The sequence below is a fragment of the Pseudoalteromonas sp. 2CM39R genome (assembly GCF_023161845.1).
Map to the genome: position 1 here is coordinate 101,927 of NZ_JALNTM010000009.1, position 19,927 is coordinate 121,853.

Genomic DNA, 19,927 nt, shown 5'->3' on the forward strand with positions numbered 1-19,927 from the left:
TTTTATTTTAAAATGAGGTTGTTATGGCAGGAATTAGTGTTTGGCAATTAGCCATTATTGCTGCAATTGTGGTGCTGTTATTTGGCACAAAAAAGTTATCCCGAATAGGTGGAGATTTAGGGACGTCAGTCAAAGGGTTTAAACGCGCTATGCAAGATAAACCTAATGATGAAGCCTAGCCCATAAGTATTTTAAATTATATTGCTACCTTGTTCTGGATCGCGAGATTGATCGGCTTGTTCGCGAATATCATCGGCATCACTGCTAACGTCATCAAGGCTATGGTCGTCGAGTGATTTCGCTGTTTTTGGCTCTGCACTTACATTATTTTTTGGCTGTTCGGTATCGTTTTCGCTATTTAAAATAATTCGCTCGCGAGCATCATCAGGCATGCTTATTTGCTCTGCTAAATAGGTATTGACCAGCTCTCGCATTAATTGTGAGGCCACTTTAATAGTACTGTGTTCGTTACTATTTACCCAAAAATAAATGGTTAGATTAAGAGTCGCGGAGCCTAATGAATCAATTAATACTTGGCTTGGTGGATCACTAATAACAGCAGGGTTTTGATTAACCACTTTCATTGCTAATTGTTGGGCATAGCGAATGTCATTATCGTAGCCAATGCCAACATTAAAGTGACCCCGCATTTTTGGGTTCGCAGTGAGGTTTTTAATGACGTTTTTATAGACGGTCGCATTGGGAATTTGAATGTGATTACCATCAAAATCAACCAAGGTGGTGGCGCGAGCCGTAACTTTTTTAACTACCCCTAAACGACCATCAACTTCTATCACATCGTCAATACGAAAAGGGCGCTGCACACTGAGCAGCATGCTTGAGATAAAGTTTTCGGCAATATCTCGAAAAGCAAAACCTAAAATAAGCCCGACTAAGCCAGTACCACTCATAATCGCCACGGCAAAACTGGTGAGCCCAGCAAGACGCAAAAATAAGTACACGCCAAACAAGATGATAATGATGCTAAAAAAGCGCCTAGTCACCACATGCAAAAGTTTACTTTCACTGACAAAACCAAGCGGTTTGATTAATAAATACGATAAAGGGCGGGCTAAAAAGTAGCAAACAATGATGGCTACAATACCGAGTGTCAGTGCAGGTAACATTTGCCATGTAGTATGTAAAAACTGCGTAATTTGAGAGTTTAAGTCTTGCCAAGATAAGCTCTCAGGGATTGCTTGCGATGTTACTGAAACTGTCGGTGTAAACAAACTAGCCAATTGATTTTTAATAAGTAAATAATAACTCATCGCACCGCTCCATGGACCCTTATACTGTTTTTATAAGCTTAGCTTAATGCAATTCAGACGCCATTATTACTGGCAAGTTGTTTGCAGTTTGAGAGTGTTAAAGGCAATTTTTTAGGTCGTTTATGAGTAAGGACAATCGAGGTTACCAAGCTCGCTCACCGATGGAGATCCCAATGCGAGGCTGGTGGGATATCTGCAAGCGGGTTTATCACAACCTATCACAAGACAATTTATCTTTTGTGGCGGCGGGTGTGGCATTTTATGCCTTGTTGGCTATTTTCCCTGCGCTGGCGGCTATTGTCTCTGTGTATGCATATTTTGCCTCGCCAACAGATATTTATGATCAGCTTGATAAAGTGATTACCATTTTACCTGAAAGTAGCCGTGACATCATTTTGCTACAGGTTAGTGGTATCACTCAGCAATCGCAAAAGGTATTGAGTGCAAGTGCCATAGGTACTTTATTATTGACTGTTTGGAGTAGCAGCAAAGGCTGCCAAGCTCTCATCACTGCCTGTAATATTACCTACCATCAGCGTAACAAGCGCCAGTTTTTTATGGCATTAGTGGTGCGCTTTTTATTTTCGCTAGGTGCTATTGTAGTTGCGCTGGTGGCGTTATTGATCATTGGTATTTTACCAATAGTGCTTAACTTAGTTGGCTTAACTGAGCTTATCGATTTAATGATTCAGCTTATTACTTGGCCGCTATTAGCCATTATTTTTAATTGCGCATTAGCATTTTTATATCGCTATGCACCGCACAGAACGCCCGCCAAATGGCGTTGGATCACCCCTGGCTCAATACTTGCCACGTTGCTGTGGATCATCGCATCAATCGGTTTTTCATATTATGTATCGCAATTTGCGAGTTATAACGAAACTTATGGATCATTAGGTGGTGTGGTGATCATGTTGATGTGGCTTTATATCAGCGCATACATCATCATTTTTGGTGCGGCAATTAATGCTAGTGCTGAACAACAAACCTTAGTCGATAGCACCATAGGGCCAGAGAAAGAAGTTGGAGAGCGGGGTGCTACAGTGGCTGATAGGTTAACCAGACAACAAAATGAGCATTCTTAAAAATAGAATGATTGGCGCTAATTTTACTCATGGTTGTTAGTTAAATTAGCGCCTACAATCATTTCATACAATTTACGGGAGTAAAGTTATGAAAGTGATTCAACAATTAAATAGCCATGCCACACAAGATGGTGATGGCGTAAACATCAGTCGTATTCCTGGCTTTGATGGCAAGTATTTAGACCCTTTTTTAATGATCGATGAGCTTAAGTCAGATGATCACAGTGATTTTATGGGCGGCTTTCCTGCGCATCCTCACCGTGGTATCGAAACCTTTACTTATATTATTAAAGGTGGCTTTGAGCACCAAGATCAAATGGGTAACAAAAAAGCGATTCGTGCTGGTGATGTGCAATGGATGAGTACCGGTTTTGGTGTGATCCACAGTGAAATGCCATTAGCAGATGCTAAAGAAGGCATGCACGGTTTTCAGATTTGGCTCAATATGCCAAGTGCCGAGAAACTAAGAGCACCACGCTATCAAGATACCACTGAAGCGCCAGCACCAACGACTCAAAATGAGCAAGGTGTTGAGCTTAAAGCGTTGGCAGGAAGCTGGCAGTTTGCCGGTGAAGAGCAGGTATCAAGCCTGCAAGACCTCGCAGCTGATGGCATGCTTGCCGATGTAACTTTACCGGCTGGTACGCAGTTTTACCATGCACCATTAGCGCAAACTAAGGTGATGATTTATATCCATACTGGAGAAATTCATACTGAACAGGGCGGCCCAGTTAAAGCAGGCAGCTTATTGATTTTAGAGCCAGGCAGTAACATTGAGTTTAACTCGCAAACTGGTGCCGGGGCGTTGATCCTAGCCGGTGAGCCGCTTAAGCAACCAATCGCTCATATGGGCCCGTTTGTAATGACAACCCAAGCTGAGTTACAGCAAGCAGTGCGTGACTATCAGCTAGGTAAATTTGGCACACTATAGGAGGTTATTGTGGGATTACTAGTAAATGGCCAATGGCAAGATAAATGGTACGACACCGATAACAATCAAGGTGAGTTCAAACGTGAGGCAGCCCAGTTGCGTAACTGGGTTACCGAAGATGGCAGTGCAGGGCAAAGTGGTGATGCGGGCTTTAAAGCTGAGAAAGATCGTTACCATCTTTATGTCTCTTTAGCTTGCCCTTGGGCTCATCGCACTTTGATTTTTCGCCATTTAAAAGGCCTTGAAGATTATATAAGTGTGTCGGTTGTAAGTCCTGACATGCTAGAGCATGGCTGGACCTTTGATAAAGACAATCACAGCACCGGTGATGCACTTTTCGATAGCGAATTTATGCATCAAATTTATACGCGTAACAAAGCCGATTATTCAGGTCGTGTTACGGTTCCCGTGCTTTGGGATAAAAAAACGCAGCGTATTGTTAGCAACGAATCTGCTGAAATTATCAGAATGTTTAATAGCGCGTTTAATGCCCTAACAGGTAATGAACGCGACTTTTATCCGCAATCGTTACGTTCTGAAATTGATGAAGTTAATGAGTTTGTTTATCACAACATTAATAATGGGGTGTATCGTGCAGGCTTTGCGACAACGCAAGAAGCTTACTCAGAAGCCTTTGATGATCTTTTTGCCGCTCTAGATAAGATTGAGCAACGTTTAACAGCTAATCGTTATTTAGTGGGTGAGACATTGACTGAGGCCGACTGGCGTTTATTTACCACTTTAATTCGCTTCGACAGTGTTTATGTGGGCCACTTTAAATGTAATTTACGTACTATTGAGAGTTATCCGGCGATCAGCAACTATTTACGTGAGTTATATCAAATTGAAGGTGTAAGTAAGACCGTTGATTTTTATCATATAAAACGTCATTACTATTTTAGCCACACCATGATCAACCCAACTCAAGTTGTGCCAAAAGGGCCTGATATAGACTACGCTCGACCACATAATCGTGGTTAATAGACTCTGATAACTAACAGTTTAATGACTGATTAAGCTGTTAGTTATAACTATCCATGACCTTGCGGATAGTGTCGATGCCAAACATCACCTTTTGAATAAATGACTCTGAACTTTTCACTAAATTAAAATTAGGGTGCTGTGACCAAACAGCTTGTAGTTTGTCATCAAGCAAAATAGCTTGCTGATCAGATTCGTTTCTTACAGGGTTATTAGAATGAATACTTTGCCCAGACTTAGCAGCTGTTTCAAAAAAGATCACCGCATCATATTGGTTAAGTTCGATTTCTAGGCTGGTGTTTAAACACTGAAAAAACTCATCTTGCTCACCGGGCCAATAGGCAAGCCCATCTAAACTACCACGATCGCAAAGCATTAAACGATCTGGGTGCATGGTTCGCTGAATATGTTCAAGGTGTTTTTGTAAGCTGAAGATAGCTTGTTGGTGAGCTTTAATGAGGTGAGTTGCATCACCACGTTCTATACCACCGCTGAACAGCATGGTCGCAGACTCTGGTACAACAACAATTTGATTAGAAAATTCACGTCTTAATAGATCGATGGCTGTTGTTTTACCACCGCCAGGGCCGCCTGTTAATACAATCCTTTTTTTCACCTTACATTCTCACAAATTGCTCGTTTGTGTTTAAGGTAATGAAAATAGGTGGCAAAGAGAAGTAAAAAGCAAACATTACATGATAAAGATCACAACAAACGCAGTAACCAGCTGAAGCGGCTGACTTGTTTCAATTTACCGTCTTTGTGGTCTGAGTTATTAAGTGCTTCGTAGCCCATTCCCGCAGTGAAGGCACTGGCAATACCTACTTTACTTACTGCAAAGCGTTTTAAACGGTATTTGAATGCTTGATGGTGTTGACGTTTAAGCTCATCTTGTAGATCCATTTGTTGGCTTAGTTCAGTCACTCTGTGCTGTGGTTTATTAATAAAATAATCAATTAACATCATTCATCCTTCATCCTTATTAATATTAAATAATTGACGAACGCTTTTTAGCGTGTGATCAAAGCCTATCTTACTACTTACATAACCAATGTTTTTCCAAAGCCATGCAAGGCATAGCAGTTGTAATGCAATCAGTGAAATAGCGGCTAACCACAATGATTGGCTAAAGCTAAATATTGCGATACCGACAGTAGCAAGTAGACCAGCCCAAAGTAGCACCAAGCCGCCTGCAAAACAGACGAGTAGGATGATCGTTAAGGCGAGTGAGCGTGTTGATAAGCGCCACTCAGCAGCTGCAAGCTTTTTACAAGTTCCAGTTTGTTCACGGTAGTCAATGTATAGCTGTTTGCCGTAATCAGATAATTTAGCAAGATGATCTTGCCACTGATCAGCGTTTAACGGCTGTTCAGTGGCATCTTGCGTTTTCTCATCTGTAGATTGAGAAGACTGCATAACAATTACTTACGACGAATAAGAGCAGTTACTAACATGCCTGCAGCAAAGGCAATACCTGCTGTTGCAAGTGGGTTTTCTGATGCAAGCTTACGAGTTTTACCACTGTACTCATTAATTTTAGCGCGTGCTACAGCTTGCTTTTCAGAAAGCGTTTGAGCAGAGCTCGATGCACCTTGGCGAACATTATGTTCAGCACTTGCTGCACGAGTTGAAAGTGCATCAACAGCGTGATGTGCTGCTTCAGTTGCTTTTTCTGTGAATGGCGCCTCTACTTGAGCCGCGTTCGAGTTTGCACTGCTATTAGTTTCAGTGCTTGAGTTCGATTTAGAAGTTGCGGTAGTCATAATCATTCCTTAAAAATTGCCATTTAATTGGTAGCTAACCTATCGCAACCTTCATACCAAATAATAAAAACTAATTTTTTCAATGCGTTATAATTTTTAATCAGCCATTGGAGGGAGAACATTCGTAACTCTTGCAGGGTGATTAAGTAAAAATTACAACATTCGATAATTTTGTAATTATTCATTGGTTATTCATTAACCATTTTTCCCTAATACATCGCCAAGAAAATTGAAAAAATATTTTTTTTCGATGTTTTCCACTTTTTCCCACGTAATTCATAGGCTTTGCTTGAGGCCTTATTTTTTCTGGCTTCACAAGGCGCTTATGATGATCTGCTTACTTGACAAAATGGCTTGTCAAGCCCTAAACTGGAGCACTGTGGTAAAAAGTGGTTTTTAGTGGATCAAACTGGATCGGAAATAATCATTAACGATTAACAACCTATTTTTAAGGCAAGTTATGTTTCGGGGTGCGAGCTCTCTGAGTTTGGATGATAAAGGACGCTTTGCGGTACCAACTAAGTACCGAGATGCGATCTTGTCTGAAGATCAGGGAACGGTTATCTGCACCGTGGCCTTAAATGAACCTTGTTTGTGGTTATACCCGCTAGCAGAATGGCTCGAAATTGAAGAACGATTATTAAAGATTTCGAACATGAATCCACGCGCTCGCCGTATGCAACGTATGCTGCTCGGTAACGCTACAGAGTATCAACTAGATAAAAATGGCCGAATTTTGCTGGCGCCGTCGTTACGCGCACATGCAGAACTTGGAAAAAAAATCATGTTGGTTGGCTTGATGAACAAGTTTGAAATTTGGGATGAAGATCGTTGGCATGAACAAATGCGCCAAGATACTGAAATTGAACGCCTAGGCGATTTTGAGGCGAATCCTGAGTTCGATAATTTCTCACTCTAACCACAATAATAAAAAGGCAAAAAATAGCTAATGACAGCGCAATTTGAACATGTCTCTGTACTGATGGACGAAACCATAGATGCTTTGGATATTAAACCCGAAGGCATTTACATGGATGGCACATTTGGTCGCGGTGGGCACTCTGGACAAATTCTTGCGCGTTTAAGTGAGCAAGGTCGTTTACAAGCAATTGACCAAGATCCACAAGCTATTAAAGCCGCAGAAAAGTTTGCTGATGATGCACGTTTTTCGATTGCCCACACTCGTTTTTCAAACCTTAAAACAGTTGCCGAAGATAACGATTTAATCGGTAAAGTAGACGGTATTTTGTTAGATATCGGTGTTTCTTCGCCACAGCTTGATGATGCTGAACGCGGTTTTAGCTTTATGAAAGATGGTCCGCTTGATATGCGCATGGACCCAACCAGTGGTCGCAGTGCTGCACAATGGCTCGCTGAAGCTGAACTTGAAGATATCACTCATGTGATTAAAACCTACGGCGAAGAAAAGTTTGGTCGCCGTATAGCTCATAAAATAATTGAAACACGTGAGCACACTGAAATCACAAGCACAAAGCAGCTTGCTGAGTTAGTCGATGAAGCGGTGCCAGTGAAAGATAAACACAAACACCCAGCTACACGTACATTCCAAGCGATCCGTATTTATATCAACAGTGAACTTGAAGAAATTCAAACTGCACTGCAAGCCGCTGTTGACGTTTTAAAACCAGGTGGGCGTCTAGTCGTTATTTCGTTCCACTCGTTAGAAGATCGCATTGTTAAGCAGTTTATAAAAAAACAGAGTAAGGGAGAGGCGATACCCAGAGGTCTGCCTTTGACGGACGCACAAATAAACAAAAACCTGACGTTAAAGGCAGTGGGTAAAGCCATTAAGCCGAGTAAGGCGGAAATAGAAGCTAACCCGCGTTCACGTAGCTCTGTGTTAAGGGTTGCTCAGAGGTTGTAATGAAAGCTAAAGCGACACATCGCCAACCCAATTTATTTGTAGAGATTTTTAAAGGCCTAGGAGCTAATAAGCTGACCTTGGCCTTGTTGGTTGTGATCCTTGCTTCGAGCTTAAGTGTGGTTCAAGTGACGCACCTAGCGCGTCAACAATTGATTGAACAAGATAAATTACTGCAAGAGCGCGATGAACTTGATCTTGAGTGGCGTTACTTGCTTGTAGAAGAAGAATTTTATTCGCAGCATGCGCGTATTGAAGAAGTCGCAACCATGCAATTAGAAATGAAACGGCCAACTAGCCAAGACGAACAGGTGGTGGTACTGCAATGAGAAGCAGAGGGAAAAAGCCAACGAATACCTTGATAACATGGCGCTTTTTGCTCGTGTGCTCAGTGGTGTTGCTAGTCTTTATGACGCTGGTTGCGCGTGCCGCTTTTTTACAGGTCATTGAGCCAGATAAAGCGCGTTCAGAAAGTGATAAACGTACTGTTCGAGTTGAAAAACAACATGTGCAGCGAGGCATGATCTTCGATCGCAATGGTAAAGAGTTGGCAGTCAGCGTGCCTGTGGTGAGTGTGTATGCCGATCCTAAAGCACTACATAAATCACTGATCAGTAAGGTACTGCGTCAAGCACGTAAAAATGGTGAAGATCAACAAGCGCTTGCTGAAAATACTGTTGAGTTAGATAAACGTATTGCCGCTTATTACAATAATGATATTCGCTGGCGTGAACTTGCGGATGTATTACGTATTGACCCAAGTAAAGTTAACTCTCGCCTTCGTGATAATCCAAAGCGTCGTTTTGTCTACTTAAAACGTCAGGTTACCCCTGCTGTAGCTAACTATATTGGTGATCTTCGTTTACCAGGTATCCACTTACTTGATGAGTCAAAACGTTATTACCCTGCCGGTGAAGTGACAGCTCATGTTATTGGTTTTACTAACATTGATGGTCATGGTATTGAGGGGATCGAAAAGCTTTATGAAAAGGCGTTAACCGGTGTTGAAGGTCAGCGTACTATTCGTAAAGATGCGCAAGGCCGTGAAGTAGAAGTTCTTGATGAGCGCGAGCGTGTAGAGCCAGAGAGTATTCATTTAAGTATCGACCAACGTATTCAAGCAATTGCTTATAAGGCAGTGAAATCAGCAGTTTTATCGTACAAAGCGACCTCAGGTTCAGCCATGGTTGTGGATGTCAAAACCGGTGAAGTGTTGGCTATGGTAAATAGCCCATCGTTTAACCCAAATAACTTATCAGATGCTGCGCCGCATAAGCGTCGTAACCGTGCTATCACCGATTTATTTGAGCCAGGCTCAACTGTTAAGCCGCTAGCCATTTTAGCTGGTTTAGACTACGGCGTAATTCAACCGGATTCAATTGTTGATACTTACCCTGGCTGGATGCGAGTAGGTGGAAGCCTTGTGCAAGATACTCGTAATCATGGTGAGATGACTTTAAGAGAGATCTTAAAATATTCAAGCAATATGGGTGTGACTAAGGTCAGCCAAGAGTTACCAAAAGATTACTTTGTTGGTCTTTATCAAAAAGTTGGTTTTGGCAGCGACAGTGGCACGGGCATGGTTGGTGAAAGCAGTGGTTTATTTTATCCAAATCGCCGCTGGTCTGATCATGAAATTGCGGCACTATCATTTGGTTACAACTTAGCAGTAAGTACCGCACAAATGGCACGTTTTTATGCCATGTTAGGTTCAGGCGGCGTTATGCGCCCATTGACTGTACTTAAACAAGAGTCGGTACCAGAAGGTGAACGCGTTTTTCAACAAAAAGATGTTGAAGCTGTTGTTCACATGATGGAAAGCGTGTTTGAGAAAGGTGGAACTGCACAAAAAGTTCACGTTGATGGTTATCGTGCTGCAGGTAAAACAGGTACCTCTAAAAAAGCCGCTGTTGGTGGTTACGGTGACGAATACGTTGGTTATTTTGCTGGTATCGCACCTGCAAGCAACCCGCGTTTAGCGGTAGTAGTATTGATTAATGAGCCGGGTGGAGATGTTTATTACGGCGGTGCGACGGCAGGTCCTGCATTTGCAGAGATTGTCTCCAATGCCTTAAGAATTCTAAACGTTGCACCGGACAAAGATGCGGTTGCGTACGTAGAAGGCAAAGATAACGATGCGTGATTTAAAACCGATTCTTAATCATATTGATGTTGAGGCCAATAGTTTAGTGGTCAATCAACTACGTCTTGATAGCCGAGATGTAAAAGCTGGCGATGTGTTTGTCGCCATAAAAGGTCATCAGCTTGATGGCGGACAGTTTATTGAAAAAGCCATTGAAAATGGTGCGGTGGCAGTTATTGCTGACCGTTTATGTGAGTTCGAAAGTGAGTTTGAACCACTTTATTTAGTTACCGATTTAGCGAAAAAGCTGCCTGCACTTGCAGCTGCTTTTTACCAGCAACCATCAAAGCTGTTGGATTTAGTGGGTGTGACAGGCACCAATGGCAAGTCAACGACCACAGCGATGATCGCGCATTTAGCACAGCACTGTCATAAACGTGCGGCTGTGATTGGTACGCTCGGTTATGGGCACCCTGATAACCTGACTGAGCTTGCAAACACTACACCATCGAGCGTTGATTTACAGCGTATTTTATCTGAACTTGTAACAGAACAGCATGATGTTGTGGCTATGGAAGTCTCATCTCATGGCTTAGTTCAGCAACGTGTTGATCAATGTAAATTTAAAGCCGCTGTGTTTACTAACCTTTCGCGTGACCACTTAGATTATCATGGCACGATGGATGCCTACGGTGATGCGAAGTTGATGTTAATGCGTGACCATATGCCTGAGCTTGTGGTGCTTAATCAAGATGATGCGCAAGTTGAAGCATGGTTAGAAAAATACGACTTCAATAACCTAATTTGTTACGGCCATAAAAACCTAACGCCTAAAAATGCACGTTTTGTTTATTTCAGCGATGTAACATATGATAATGCCGGTATATCGGCGAAGTTCGATACCAGTTGGGGACAGGCTGAAGTTAATTGCACACTGTTCGGCGAGTTCAACTTATATAATTTAGCCGCTGCAATGGCCACTTTATTAGGTATGGGTTACCCACTTGATTTACTCGTTGAAGGGTGTAAATCATTGCAGCCTGTTGCTGGGCGCATGCAGGCATTTAGTGCGCCAGGTCAACCGACTTGTATTGTTGACTATGCCCATACACCTGATGCGTTAGCACTAGCATTACAAGCATTGCAAAAGCATGTCCCAGGTGGCGTCAGCTGTGTGTTTGGCTGTGGTGGTGACCGTGATAAAGGCAAACGCCCGATGATGGCAAAAGCTGCTGAAGCTAATGCAGACCGTATTATTGTCACCAGCGACAACCCAAGAAGTGAAGACCCTGACACAATTATTGCTGATGTGGTTGCGGGGCTTGAGCAGCCTGAACGCGCACATTGTGAAGCAGACCGCGCGCTGGCTATTAGTTATGCCATTGCGCAAGCAGGTGCTGATGATGTCATTCTTATTGCGGGTAAAGGCCACGAAGATTATCAAATTATTGGCGACCAACGAATCGACTTCTGCGATCGTCAATATGTACAACAACAATTAAATGAAAAATCGCAAGGGGCGCAGTTATGATCCCTATGGATTTTGATTGGCTAGCTAAAGTTCTAGCAACCGATTACCAAGGTGGTAATCAAACGGTAAAAAATATTAACACAGACACCCGTACTTTGTGCGATGGTGAAGTGTTTTTAGCGCTACAAGGGCCTAATTTTGATGGTCACAAATTTGTTGCGCAAGCTAAAGAAAAAGGCGCGATAGCTGCCATCGTAGCGCGTCCTGTTAATGTCGATATTGTGCAGTTTGTGGTCAGTGACACACGTATTGCGCTTGGCCACATTGGCGCAGCTGTGATGGCACAGGTTGCACCAAAAACAATTGCTATCACAGGTAGCGTGGGTAAAACGACCGTTAAAGAAATGTGCGCGGCGATTTTATCTGGTCATGGTGAAGTACTGGCCACAAAAGGCAACTTTAATAATGACATTGGTGTACCACTCACGTTATTACGTCTTGAGCCACAGCACCAGTATGCGGTGATTGAATTAGGTGCCAACCACATTGGCGAAATTGCATACACAGTAGCAATGACGAAACCTGATGTTGCTGTGGTATGTAATGTTGCAGCTTCTCACTTAGAAGGCTTTGGCTCACTACAAGGTGTAGCAACGGCCAAAGGCGAAATCTATGAGGGCTTAAAGCCTGATGGTGTTGCCGTAGTTAATTGCGACAGTGATTATGCCGATTTTTGGCTTGATAAATTAACTGATCGCAACGTAAAACGTTTTTCTACTAGCCAACAATTAGATTATTGGGCAGAAGATGTGGTGCTTGATGAGCAAGCCCGTGCTTCTTTTGTGCTTTGTAATAAAGATAAAAAAGTACCTGTCACACTGGCATTACCGGGCAAACATAATATTGCAAATGCATTGATAGCCACCGCGTTAACCACTGAGCTGGGTGTAAGCCTCGAAAGTGTTGCATCAGCGCTGGCAACCATGGGCGAAGTTAAAGGTCGTGTAAACGTCCTTAAAGTGTCAGACACATTGACGGTTATTGATGATACCTACAACGCGAATGTGCAATCCGTTAAAGCGGCAATTGATTTATTAAGTGATATGCCGGGGCGTCGTATTTTTGCGTTAGGTGATATGGGCGAGCTTGGTGAAGAAGCGCGTTTTTATCATCAACAAGTCGGTGAATATGCACAGCAAAAAGGCATTGATGAACTTTATAGCCTAGGTGTACTAAGTAAATCAGCCAGTGATGTATTTGAAAAGCCAAACCGCCACTTCTCAAGCCGTGAACAATTATTACAACAATTACAAAGTGAACTTGCTCAATCGACGCAAAAAACCACAGTTGTTGTAAAAGGTTCGCGCAGTTCTCGTATGGAGCTTGTGGTCACAGATTTAGTAAATAGCCAGCAAAATGGCAACAATGGAGTATCGTCATGTTAGTTTGGCTGGCCGAGTATTTAACACAGTATTACAGCGGTTTTAATGTTTTTTCTTACCTAACACTGCGCGCGATTTTAGGTATTTTAACAGCACTACTTATTTCACTTTATTTTGGCCCTAAGCTAATTCGTGCATTACAAAAAATGCAGATTGGTCAGGTGGTTCGTCACGATGGTCCAGAGTCACACCTATCTAAAAAAGGCACGCCAACTATGGGCGGTATTTTGATTTTAGGAGCGATTTTTACTAGCACATTACTGTGGGCAGACCTTTCAAATAAATATGTTTGGGCAACCTTATTTGTCGTGGGCTCGTTAGGTGTGGTTGGCTTTGTTGATGACTACCGTAAAGTGATCCGCAAAGACCCTAAAGGCTTAATTGCGAAGTGGAAGTACTTTTGGCAATCAGTGATTGCGTTAGTGGTTGCCAGTGCGCTTTATTTTACCTCGCAGCAAGGCAGCGAAACCTCATTAGTTGTGCCGTTTTTCAAAGACGTGTTACCACAGCTAGGGTTGTTTTATATCGTGATGACTTACTTTGTAATTGTAGGTACGTCGAACGCGGTAAACCTAACAGATGGCCTTGATGGTTTAGCGATTGTGCCAACCATTTTAGTGGCGGCAGCGCTTGCCATTATTGCTTATTTAACAGGTAACGTTAATTTCTCAAGCTACCTACATATTCCGCATTTGCCACTCGCCAGTGAGCTTGTGGTTGTGTGTACAGCAATTGTGGGAGCTGGACTTGGTTTCTTATGGTTTAACACCTACCCAGCACAGGTATTTATGGGTGATGTAGGCTCATTAGCACTCGGTGGTGCTTTGGGTATTATTGCGGTGCTGGTTCGCCAAGAACTGGTACTTATCATCATGGGTGGTGTGTTCGTAATGGAAGCATTGTCGGTGATTTTACAAGTGGGCTCTTACAAATTACGTGGTCAACGTATTTTTAGAATGGCGCCTATTCACCACCATTATGAATTAAAGGGTTGGCCTGAGCCGCGCGTAATTGTGCGCTTTTGGATTATTTCAATCGTGCTAGTACTTGCTGGCCTTGCGACATTAAAGATCAGGTAAATGACAGTTATTAACGAGATTAAAAACAAACAAATTTCAGTGCTCGGACTCGGTGTAACCGGTCTGGGCATTGTGCGTTTTTTATTATCTCAGAATATCAAGCCAATTGTTGTTGATAGCCGCACAGCGCCGCCGGGTGCTGATTGGCTAAATGAGCATGCCAGTGAGTTAACGACTCACTTTGGTGATTTAGAGCAGGCAGACTTAGCCAGCAATGACATTATTATCATCAGCCCTGGTCTAAGCCTCGCGACACCTGCAGTAGCAAAAGCGATTGATGCTGGTGTTGAAGTGATTGGTGATGTCGAGCTTTTTGCTCGTTTAACCGATAAACCAATTGTTGCGGTGACAGGTTCAAATGGTAAGTCGACTGTAGTTACATTGGCGTTTGAAGTGCTTAAAGCGGCCGGTTATAAAGTTGGCCTTGGTGGTAACATTGGTACTGCGGTACTTGATTTACTATCGCAAGACTATGATGTGTATGTACTTGAGCTGTCGAGTTTTCAACTTGATACCACGCACAGCTTAAAAGCGAAAAGTGCCTGTGTATTGAATGTGAGTGAAGACCACCTCGATCGTTATTCAAGTTATCTAGCATACATTGACTCTAAGCAAAGTATTTATAACGGCTCTGAGCTTGCGGTAGTTAATGCCATTGATGTGGCAACGCATACTGCAAAGCAGCCTCAAGTGAGCTTTGCGCTCGCTAATGCAGATTTTGCCTTGGTTGAACATCAAGGTGAGCAGTACTTTGCAGCACACGGTAAGCCAGTATTACCAGCAAGCTGCTTAAATGTTGTTGGCTCACACAATCAACAAAACGCCTTAGCGGTGATGGCATTACTGAGCCCGTTTGATATTGCTAAAGAGCATTACCAGCAAGCGTTTAGTGCTTTTACAGGGCTTGCACACCGTTGTCAGTTCGTTGCTGAAATTAATGAAGTAAAATACTTTAACGATTCAAAAGCGACCAACGTAGGTGCAACCATCGCTGCGATTGAAAGCTTAGCAGGTCAAGCAAAGCAATTAGTTGTGATTGCCGGTGGTGATGCAAAAGGAGCTGATTTAGATGCCCTAAAGCCATACTTAAACAACAAAGTAAAAGCGCTTGTTTGTTTTGGTAAAGATGCTAAAGCGTTAGTGGCTCTAACTGAAAAAGGCCACCTAACCACTAACATGCATGAAGCGGTGAAACTAGCAAAACAGTTAAGCAGCAGTGGCGATATCGTTTTATTAGCACCTGCATGTGCCAGCATTGATATGTATAACAATTATATGCAACGTGGTGATGATTTTGCGCAGTGCGTATTGGCGGAGGCAGTATGATTGCATTTGCTGACATCCGTGAAGCATTAACACCAAAACAATCGCCGCAACTTTATGATGTGCCGTTATTGTATTGCATGTTGATGTTGATTGGCGTTGGCTTTGTGATGGTAACCAGTGCCTCTATGCCAACAGCAGAGCGATTATTTGATAATCCGTATCACATTATCATTCGCCATGGCATGTTCTTAATTATGGGCTTTTTCTTGTTTTGGATTGCCACTAACGTGCCTATGGATTGGTGGAAGCGCAGTAACGCCTATTTATTGTTGCTGGGTTTAGGTTTGCTGGTTTTGGTGCTGATTGTTGGCCGTGAAGTGAACGGTGCAAAGCGTTGGATACCTATTGGCCCAGTGGGCTTTCAGGTCGCTGAAGCCGCCAAGCTGTATTTCTTTAGCTACATTGCTGGTTACTTAGTGCGTAAACGTGAAGAAGTACAAGAGAACTTAAAAGGTTTCTTTAAGCCATTAGCTGTATTTGGTGTGTATGCGTTTTTGATTTTGATGCAGCCAGACCTAGGAACTGTAGTTGTACTATTTGTGACAACAGTTGGTTTGTTGTTTTTAGCGGGTGCTAAGTTATGGCAGTTTTTTGGCCTTATCTTAACGGGTATTGCTGCAGTGGTGGTGCTAATTATCGCTGAACCATATCGTATGGCTCGTGTAACAGGCTTTTTAGAACCGTGGGAAGATCCATTCGGTAAAGGTTATCAGTTAGTACAATCGCTAATGGCGTACAGCCAAGGTGGTTGGTTTGGTCAAGGCTTAGGCAATAGCGTACAAAAACTGCAATACCTGCCCGAAGCACATAATGACTTTATATTTGCAGTGATTGGTGAAGAACTCGGCTTTTTTGGCGTATTTAGTATTTTGATTGTGCTTGCTGTATTTGTATTCAGAGCCCTGTTAATTGGTCAAAAAGCGCTGCAATGTGGCAAAGAGTACGAAGGCTATTTTGCCTTTGCTATTGGTATCTGGTTTGCGTTTCAAACCATGGTAAATGTTGGTGCAAGTGCAGGTATTTTGCCAACCAAAGGCTTAACACTACCGTTTATTTCGTACGGTGGCTCTAGCTTATTAATTATGACCATAGCAACAGGTGTACTTTTGCGAATAGACTTTGAAACAAAGATGGCGACTAAGCAGGCAACCTCACGTGGAGGTAAACGATGAGTAAAAAGTTACTTGTTGTTGCAGGTGGTACCGGTGGCCATATTTTTCCAGGTATTGCCGTGGCTGACTTTTTAAAACAGCAAGGCTGGCAAGTTAGCTGGATTGGCACGCCTGACAGAATGGAAGCAAGGGTAGTACCTAAGCACAACATTAAGATTGATTTTATCAATGTAAAAGGTGTACGCGGAAATGGAATTAAACGCCTGATTAAAGCACCTTTTATGGTGATGAATGCGATTTTTCAAGCACGTAAAATTTTAAAAACTCAAAAGCCTGATGTTGTTCTTGCTATGGGTGGCTATGTGACCGGACCTACTGGCATTGCAGCAAAGAGCTTAGGAATTCCTTTGGTTATTCATGAGCAGAATGCAGTTGCAGGCATGAGTAACCGCTGGCTAGCGAAGTTTGCCAACAAAGTGCTGGCAGCTTTTCCATCAGCTTTTGCAAAAGAACAATGTGAAGTAGTGGGTAACCCAGTCAGAGCAAGTGTCGCTAATGTCACTGCTAAGCAAACAACGACACCAATTAATGTGCTGGTGGTAGGCGGTTCACTTGGTGCACAGGTACTAAATGAGACTTTACCTGCAGTATTCAGTGAACTTTCAGCGCTAACAACGCTTAATATATGGCACCAAACGGGTAAAAATAATGAACCGAATGTGACTGCCAGCTATCAACAGTTAGGATTAACTGAAAATAGTAAAGTTGCTGAATTTATTGATGATATGGATAGTGCATATCAATGGGCCGATTTGGTAATTTGCCGTGCTGGTGCATTAACGGTGAGTGAGATTGCGGCAGCAGGAAGAATGGCCTTATTTGTGCCTTTTCCGCATGCTGTAGATGACCATCAAACTGCCAATGCAAAGTATTTAGTGACTGAGCAAGCTGCGTTGATTATGCAGCAAAGTGAGTTTAACCAAGCGGCGGTTGTTGAGTTATTAACGCCTTACGTAAATGCACCAGAAAAAATTTCAACAATGGCAAGTAAAGCAAAACAGCTTGCTATTTTAGATGCCACAGCCAATGTTGCAAAACGCTGTGAGCAACTAGCAGATAGAAGAGATTAGTAGTGAAAGAAAGCACGATGAAAGAAAACAACACTCGTCCTGCGATGCGTCGTATCGACACTATCCACTTTGTGGGTATTGGTGGCGCAGGCATGGGTGGTATTGCCGAAGTACTTGCTTTTGAAGGCTACCGCATCACAGGTTCAGACATTGCGCACAGTGCGATGACTGAGCGCTTAATTAAAGTGGGTGCAGAAGTATTTATTGGTCATGATGAGAACAATATAAAAGATGCCAGCGTGGTGGTGGTATCAAGTGCGATTAACGAGCAAAACCCTGAGATTAAAGCAGCAAAAGCGGCGCGTATTCCAATTGTTCGCCGCGCAGAAATGTTGGCTGAATTAATGCGTTTTCGCCACGGTATTGCAGTGGCAGGCACTCATGGTAAAACAACAACCACGAGTTTAATCGCGAGCATTTATGCACAAGCAGGCCTGGATCCAACCTTTATTATTGGTGGCTTGCTAAACAGTGCTGGGAGTAATGCCAAAGTTGGTAAAAGTGACTTTTTAATTGCAGAAGCTGATGAGAGCGATGCGTCATTCTTACATTTACAGCCTATGGTATCTGTGATCACAAATATTGAAGAAGATCACATGGATACGTACGGCGGTAGCTTAGAAAAAATGAAAGACACGTATGTTGATTTCATTCATAACTTACCGTTTTATGGTTTAGCTGTGGTGTGTATTGATTCTGAGGTTGCTGCAGAGCTGATCCCTCGCTTTGGGCGTCCTGTTATTACCTATGGTGAGTCGGCAGAAGCTGATTACCGCATGGTTGATTTTAGCCAAACAGCGAATACTTGCTCATTTAGTGTTGTAAATAAGCAAGGTGAAAGCCTAGCAGTTACGCTTAATATGCCGGGTAAGCACAATGCGCTTAACGCGACTGCTGCGATTGCGGTCGCTAAAGATCAAAACATCGCTAACCATGCAATTTTAGAAGCGCTAACAAAATTTGAAGGGGTGGGTCGTCGTTTTCAGCATTACGGAAGCTTTGAAAATGAACGCGGTAATGTCATGTTAGTTGATGATTATGGTCATCACCCATCAGAAGTTGCGGCGACGATTGCGGCGGTTCGTGAAGGGTGGCCAGATAAACGTTTAGTGATGATTTATCAGCCGCACCGTTATAGTCGAACCCGTGATTTATACGAAGACTTTGTCAAAGTACTGGCTGATGTTGATCAGTTATTACTGCTAGATGTGTATTCAGCAGGTGAAGAGCCAATCGTGGGAGCCGACAGCAAGAGTTTATGTCGTAGTTTACGCCAACGTGGTAAAGAGCCATTACATGTTGCTAGTAACTCTGAGCTTGCCGGTGTCCTAGCAAATACACTGCAAGATAATGATTTAGTTTTAACACAAGGCGCTGGTAACATAGGCCAGTTAGTGAAAAAGTTAGCAGCAACCGAGTTGTCTATTGAACAACTAAAGCAGGTAAACGTATGAGCCAGTTAAGTGACAAATTTGGCAAAGTAGCGGTACTTTTCGGCGGCACATCTGCCGAAAGAGAAGTATCTCTTAAATCAGGCCAAGCTGTATTGAATGCTTTGCAAAGTGCTGGCGTTGATGCCATTGCTTTTGATCCGAAAGATCAGCCGTTATGGCAATTAAAAGAATTAAACATTGAACGTGTATTCATTGCCCTTCATGGTCGTGGTGGTGAAGATGGCACTATTCAAGGTGCACTTGAGTTTATGGGTATTCCATATACAGGCAGTGATGTTTTAGGTTCTGCGCTTGCGATGGATAAAGTACGTTGTAAGCATTTATTTAAAGCAATGGGGCTGAGCACAGCACCTTATGCTGTTGTTGATAGCCGCCATGAGTTTGATAGCCAAGCGATTATTAATGAATTTGGTAAAGTGATGGTGAAACCGTCACATGAAGGTTCAAGCATTGGAATGGCAGAAGCAAACAGTGCGGAGCAACTCGATGCTGCGCTTAACGCTGCATTTAAGTTTGATAGCCAAGTGCTTGTTGAGCAATGGATCACTGGCCGTGAATTTACTGTTGCTGTACTAGGGCAAGATGTTCAGCCTGTCATTGAGATGACGACGCCAAATGGTTTTTATGACTATCAAGCTAAGTATCAATCGAATACAACTCAGTATCATTGCCCTGCAGATATATCTGTGCAAGAAACTGAATTGTTGCAAGATATGGCATTAAAAGCATTTGATTTAGTCGGTGCAAGTGGTTGGGGTCGTGTTGATGCAATGCGTGATCAGCAAGGTAACTTTTACTTATTAGAAGTAAATACGGTACCAGGCATGACGGAAAAGTCTTTAGTACCAATGGCAGCAAAAACTAATGGTGCAAGCTTTGAACAATTAGTTGTTCGCATTTTGGAGCAAACCCTTTAA

General features: G+C 42.8%; 21 protein-coding genes. 16 read left to right on the forward strand and 5 right to left on the reverse strand.

The window, feature by feature from the left end:
- Window positions 1–23: 23 nt before the first annotated feature.
- Window positions 24–179: a twin-arginine translocase TatA/TatE family subunit gene (gene tatA / locus MTF66_RS20150; protein ID WP_082401550.1), complete on the forward strand. Its 156-nt coding sequence runs from the start codon at window positions 24–26 to the stop codon at window positions 177–179.
- Between the two features lie 12 nt (window positions 180–191).
- On the opposite strand, the gene MTF66_RS20155 is transcribed toward tatA, so the two are convergent.
- Window positions 192–1,271, reverse strand: a complete 1,080-nt coding sequence (locus MTF66_RS20155) for a mechanosensitive ion channel family protein (protein ID WP_248528253.1) — start codon at window positions 1,269–1,271, stop codon at window positions 192–194.
- A gap of 122 nt (window positions 1,272–1,393) precedes the next feature.
- On the opposite strand from MTF66_RS20155, the gene MTF66_RS20160 reads away from it, so the two are divergent.
- From MTF66_RS20160 to MTF66_RS20170, 3 genes are all read left to right on the forward strand, one after another.
- Entirely contained in the window at window positions 1,394–2,356 is a 963-nt protein-coding gene (locus MTF66_RS20160; protein ID WP_058585905.1) for a YihY/virulence factor BrkB family protein, read from the forward strand.
- 88 nt (window positions 2,357–2,444) lie between these two features.
- Window positions 2,445–3,287 carry a pirin family protein gene (locus MTF66_RS20165; protein WP_054561063.1) on the forward strand — a complete coding sequence of 281 codons (843 nt, stop codon included), beginning with the start codon at window positions 2,445–2,447 and terminating at the stop codon, window positions 3,285–3,287.
- Window positions 3,288–3,296: 9 nt separating this feature from the next.
- Window positions 3,297–4,268: a glutathione S-transferase family protein gene (locus MTF66_RS20170; protein WP_248528256.1), complete on the forward strand. Its 972-nt coding sequence runs from the start codon at window positions 3,297–3,299 to the stop codon at window positions 4,266–4,268.
- 40 nt (window positions 4,269–4,308) lie between these two features.
- Here the strand turns inward: MTF66_RS20170 and MTF66_RS20175 are convergent, their stop codons facing one another.
- The 4 genes from MTF66_RS20175 to MTF66_RS20190 all read right to left on the reverse strand — a co-directional run bounded on the left by MTF66_RS20175 (window position 4,309) and on the right by MTF66_RS20190 (window position 6,031).
- Complete coding sequence (locus MTF66_RS20175) at window positions 4,309–4,884, reverse strand: AAA family ATPase (RefSeq protein ID WP_130166196.1); 576 nt, start codon at window positions 4,882–4,884, stop codon at window positions 4,309–4,311.
- 89 nt (window positions 4,885–4,973) lie between these two features.
- Entirely contained in the window at window positions 4,974–5,231 is a 258-nt protein-coding gene (locus MTF66_RS20180) for a hypothetical protein (protein ID WP_054561060.1), read from the reverse strand.
- A 3-nt stretch (window positions 5,232–5,234) separates the two neighbouring features.
- Window positions 5,235–5,684, reverse strand: coding sequence for a hypothetical protein (locus MTF66_RS20185; RefSeq protein WP_248528259.1), 450 nt, complete (start codon window positions 5,682–5,684; stop codon window positions 5,235–5,237).
- A gap of 5 nt (window positions 5,685–5,689) precedes the next feature.
- On the reverse strand, window positions 5,690–6,031 hold the full coding sequence (locus MTF66_RS20190; RefSeq protein ID WP_248528262.1) for a DUF883 domain-containing protein: 342 nt from the start codon (window positions 6,029–6,031) through the stop codon (window positions 5,690–5,692).
- A 460-nt stretch (window positions 6,032–6,491) separates the two neighbouring features.
- On the opposite strand from MTF66_RS20190, the gene mraZ reads away from it, so the two are divergent.
- Genes mraZ through MTF66_RS20250 form a run of 12 tightly spaced genes read left to right on the forward strand, consistent with a single transcriptional unit; the run spans window position 6,492 to window position 19,927 of the window.
- Entirely contained in the window at window positions 6,492–6,950 is a 459-nt protein-coding gene (gene mraZ, locus MTF66_RS20195; RefSeq protein WP_054552739.1) for a division/cell wall cluster transcriptional repressor MraZ, read from the forward strand.
- Between the two features lie 30 nt (window positions 6,951–6,980).
- On the forward strand, window positions 6,981–7,916 hold the full coding sequence (gene rsmH / locus MTF66_RS20200; RefSeq protein ID WP_058585900.1) for a 16S rRNA (cytosine(1402)-N(4))-methyltransferase RsmH: 936 nt from the start codon (window positions 6,981–6,983) through the stop codon (window positions 7,914–7,916).
- On the forward strand, window positions 7,916–8,242 hold the full coding sequence (gene ftsL, locus MTF66_RS20205) for a cell division protein FtsL (RefSeq protein WP_054561056.1): 327 nt from the start codon (window positions 7,916–7,918) through the stop codon (window positions 8,240–8,242). Before rsmH ends, ftsL begins: the two co-directional genes overlap by 1 nt.
- Window positions 8,239–10,056, forward strand: a complete 1,818-nt coding sequence (locus MTF66_RS20210) for a penicillin-binding transpeptidase domain-containing protein (RefSeq protein ID WP_054561055.1) — start codon at window positions 8,239–8,241, stop codon at window positions 10,054–10,056. The genes ftsL and MTF66_RS20210 overlap by 4 nt, the downstream gene beginning before the upstream one ends.
- Window positions 10,049–11,527: a UDP-N-acetylmuramoyl-L-alanyl-D-glutamate--2,6-diaminopimelate ligase gene (murE, locus tag MTF66_RS20215; protein ID WP_248528264.1), complete on the forward strand. Its 1,479-nt coding sequence runs from the start codon at window positions 10,049–10,051 to the stop codon at window positions 11,525–11,527. Before MTF66_RS20210 ends, murE begins: the two co-directional genes overlap by 8 nt.
- A complete protein-coding gene (gene murF, locus MTF66_RS20220; RefSeq protein WP_248528266.1) occupies window positions 11,524–12,912 on the forward strand; it encodes a UDP-N-acetylmuramoyl-tripeptide--D-alanyl-D-alanine ligase in 1,389 nt (462 codons plus the stop codon). The genes murE and murF overlap by 4 nt, the downstream gene beginning before the upstream one ends.
- Window positions 12,906–13,988 (forward strand): phospho-N-acetylmuramoyl-pentapeptide-transferase, encoded by a 1,083-nt coding sequence (mraY, locus tag MTF66_RS20225; RefSeq protein ID WP_054561052.1) that lies wholly within the window; start codon window positions 12,906–12,908, stop codon window positions 13,986–13,988. Before murF ends, mraY begins: the two co-directional genes overlap by 7 nt.
- Window positions 13,989–15,314, forward strand: a complete 1,326-nt coding sequence (gene murD, locus MTF66_RS20230) for a UDP-N-acetylmuramoyl-L-alanine--D-glutamate ligase (RefSeq protein WP_248528268.1) — start codon at window positions 13,989–13,991, stop codon at window positions 15,312–15,314. It abuts the gene before it with no gap.
- On the forward strand, window positions 15,311–16,486 hold the full coding sequence (ftsW, locus tag MTF66_RS20235; protein ID WP_054561050.1) for a cell division protein FtsW: 1,176 nt from the start codon (window positions 15,311–15,313) through the stop codon (window positions 16,484–16,486). Before murD ends, ftsW begins: the two co-directional genes overlap by 4 nt.
- Complete coding sequence (murG, locus tag MTF66_RS20240) at window positions 16,483–17,556, forward strand: undecaprenyldiphospho-muramoylpentapeptide beta-N-acetylglucosaminyltransferase (protein WP_248528271.1); 1,074 nt, start codon at window positions 16,483–16,485, stop codon at window positions 17,554–17,556. The genes ftsW and murG overlap by 4 nt, the downstream gene beginning before the upstream one ends.
- Window positions 17,557–17,573: 17 nt before the next feature.
- A complete protein-coding gene (murC, locus tag MTF66_RS20245) occupies window positions 17,574–19,010 on the forward strand; it encodes a UDP-N-acetylmuramate--L-alanine ligase (RefSeq protein WP_282454150.1) in 1,437 nt (478 codons plus the stop codon).
- Window positions 19,007–19,927: a D-alanine--D-alanine ligase gene (locus MTF66_RS20250; protein WP_248528275.1), complete on the forward strand. Its 921-nt coding sequence runs from the start codon at window positions 19,007–19,009 to the stop codon at window positions 19,925–19,927. The genes murC and MTF66_RS20250 overlap by 4 nt, the downstream gene beginning before the upstream one ends.

Bases quoted from the DNA above. Each gene is read 5' to 3' on its own strand.
- tatA (WP_082401550.1), top strand. From the start codon at position 24: ATGGCAGGAATTAGTGTTTGGCAATTAGCCATTATTGCTGCAATTGTG.
- MTF66_RS20155 (WP_248528253.1), bottom strand. From the start codon at position 1,271: ATGAGTTATTATTTACTTATTAAAAATCAATTGGCTAGTTTGTTTACA.
- MTF66_RS20160 (WP_058585905.1), top strand. From the start codon at position 1,394: ATGAGTAAGGACAATCGAGGTTACCAAGCTCGCTCACCGATGGAGATC.
- MTF66_RS20165 (WP_054561063.1), top strand. From the start codon at position 2,445: ATGAAAGTGATTCAACAATTAAATAGCCATGCCACACAAGATGGTGAT.
- MTF66_RS20180 (WP_054561060.1), bottom strand. From the start codon at position 5,231: ATGTTAATTGATTATTTTATTAATAAACCACAGCACAGAGTGACTGAA.
- MTF66_RS20185 (WP_248528259.1), bottom strand. From the start codon at position 5,684: ATGCAGTCTTCTCAATCTACAGATGAGAAAACGCAAGATGCCACTGAA.
- MTF66_RS20190 (WP_248528262.1), bottom strand. From the start codon at position 6,031: ATGACTACCGCAACTTCTAAATCGAACTCAAGCACTGAAACTAATAGC.
- mraZ (WP_054552739.1), top strand. From the start codon at position 6,492: ATGTTTCGGGGTGCGAGCTCTCTGAGTTTGGATGATAAAGGACGCTTT.
- rsmH (WP_058585900.1), top strand. From the start codon at position 6,981: ATGACAGCGCAATTTGAACATGTCTCTGTACTGATGGACGAAACCATA.
- ftsL (WP_054561056.1), top strand. From the start codon at position 7,916: ATGAAAGCTAAAGCGACACATCGCCAACCCAATTTATTTGTAGAGATT.
- MTF66_RS20210 (WP_054561055.1), top strand. From the start codon at position 8,239: ATGAGAAGCAGAGGGAAAAAGCCAACGAATACCTTGATAACATGGCGC.
- murE (WP_248528264.1), top strand. From the start codon at position 10,049: ATGCGTGATTTAAAACCGATTCTTAATCATATTGATGTTGAGGCCAAT.
- murF (WP_248528266.1), top strand. From the start codon at position 11,524: ATGATCCCTATGGATTTTGATTGGCTAGCTAAAGTTCTAGCAACCGAT.
- mraY (WP_054561052.1), top strand. From the start codon at position 12,906: ATGTTAGTTTGGCTGGCCGAGTATTTAACACAGTATTACAGCGGTTTT.
- murD (WP_248528268.1), top strand. From the start codon at position 13,989: ATGACAGTTATTAACGAGATTAAAAACAAACAAATTTCAGTGCTCGGA.
- ftsW (WP_054561050.1), top strand. From the start codon at position 15,311: ATGATTGCATTTGCTGACATCCGTGAAGCATTAACACCAAAACAATCG.
- murG (WP_248528271.1), top strand. From the start codon at position 16,483: ATGAGTAAAAAGTTACTTGTTGTTGCAGGTGGTACCGGTGGCCATATT.
- murC (WP_282454150.1), top strand. From the start codon at position 17,574: ATGAAAGAAAACAACACTCGTCCTGCGATGCGTCGTATCGACACTATC.
- MTF66_RS20250 (WP_248528275.1), top strand. From the start codon at position 19,007: ATGAGCCAGTTAAGTGACAAATTTGGCAAAGTAGCGGTACTTTTCGGC.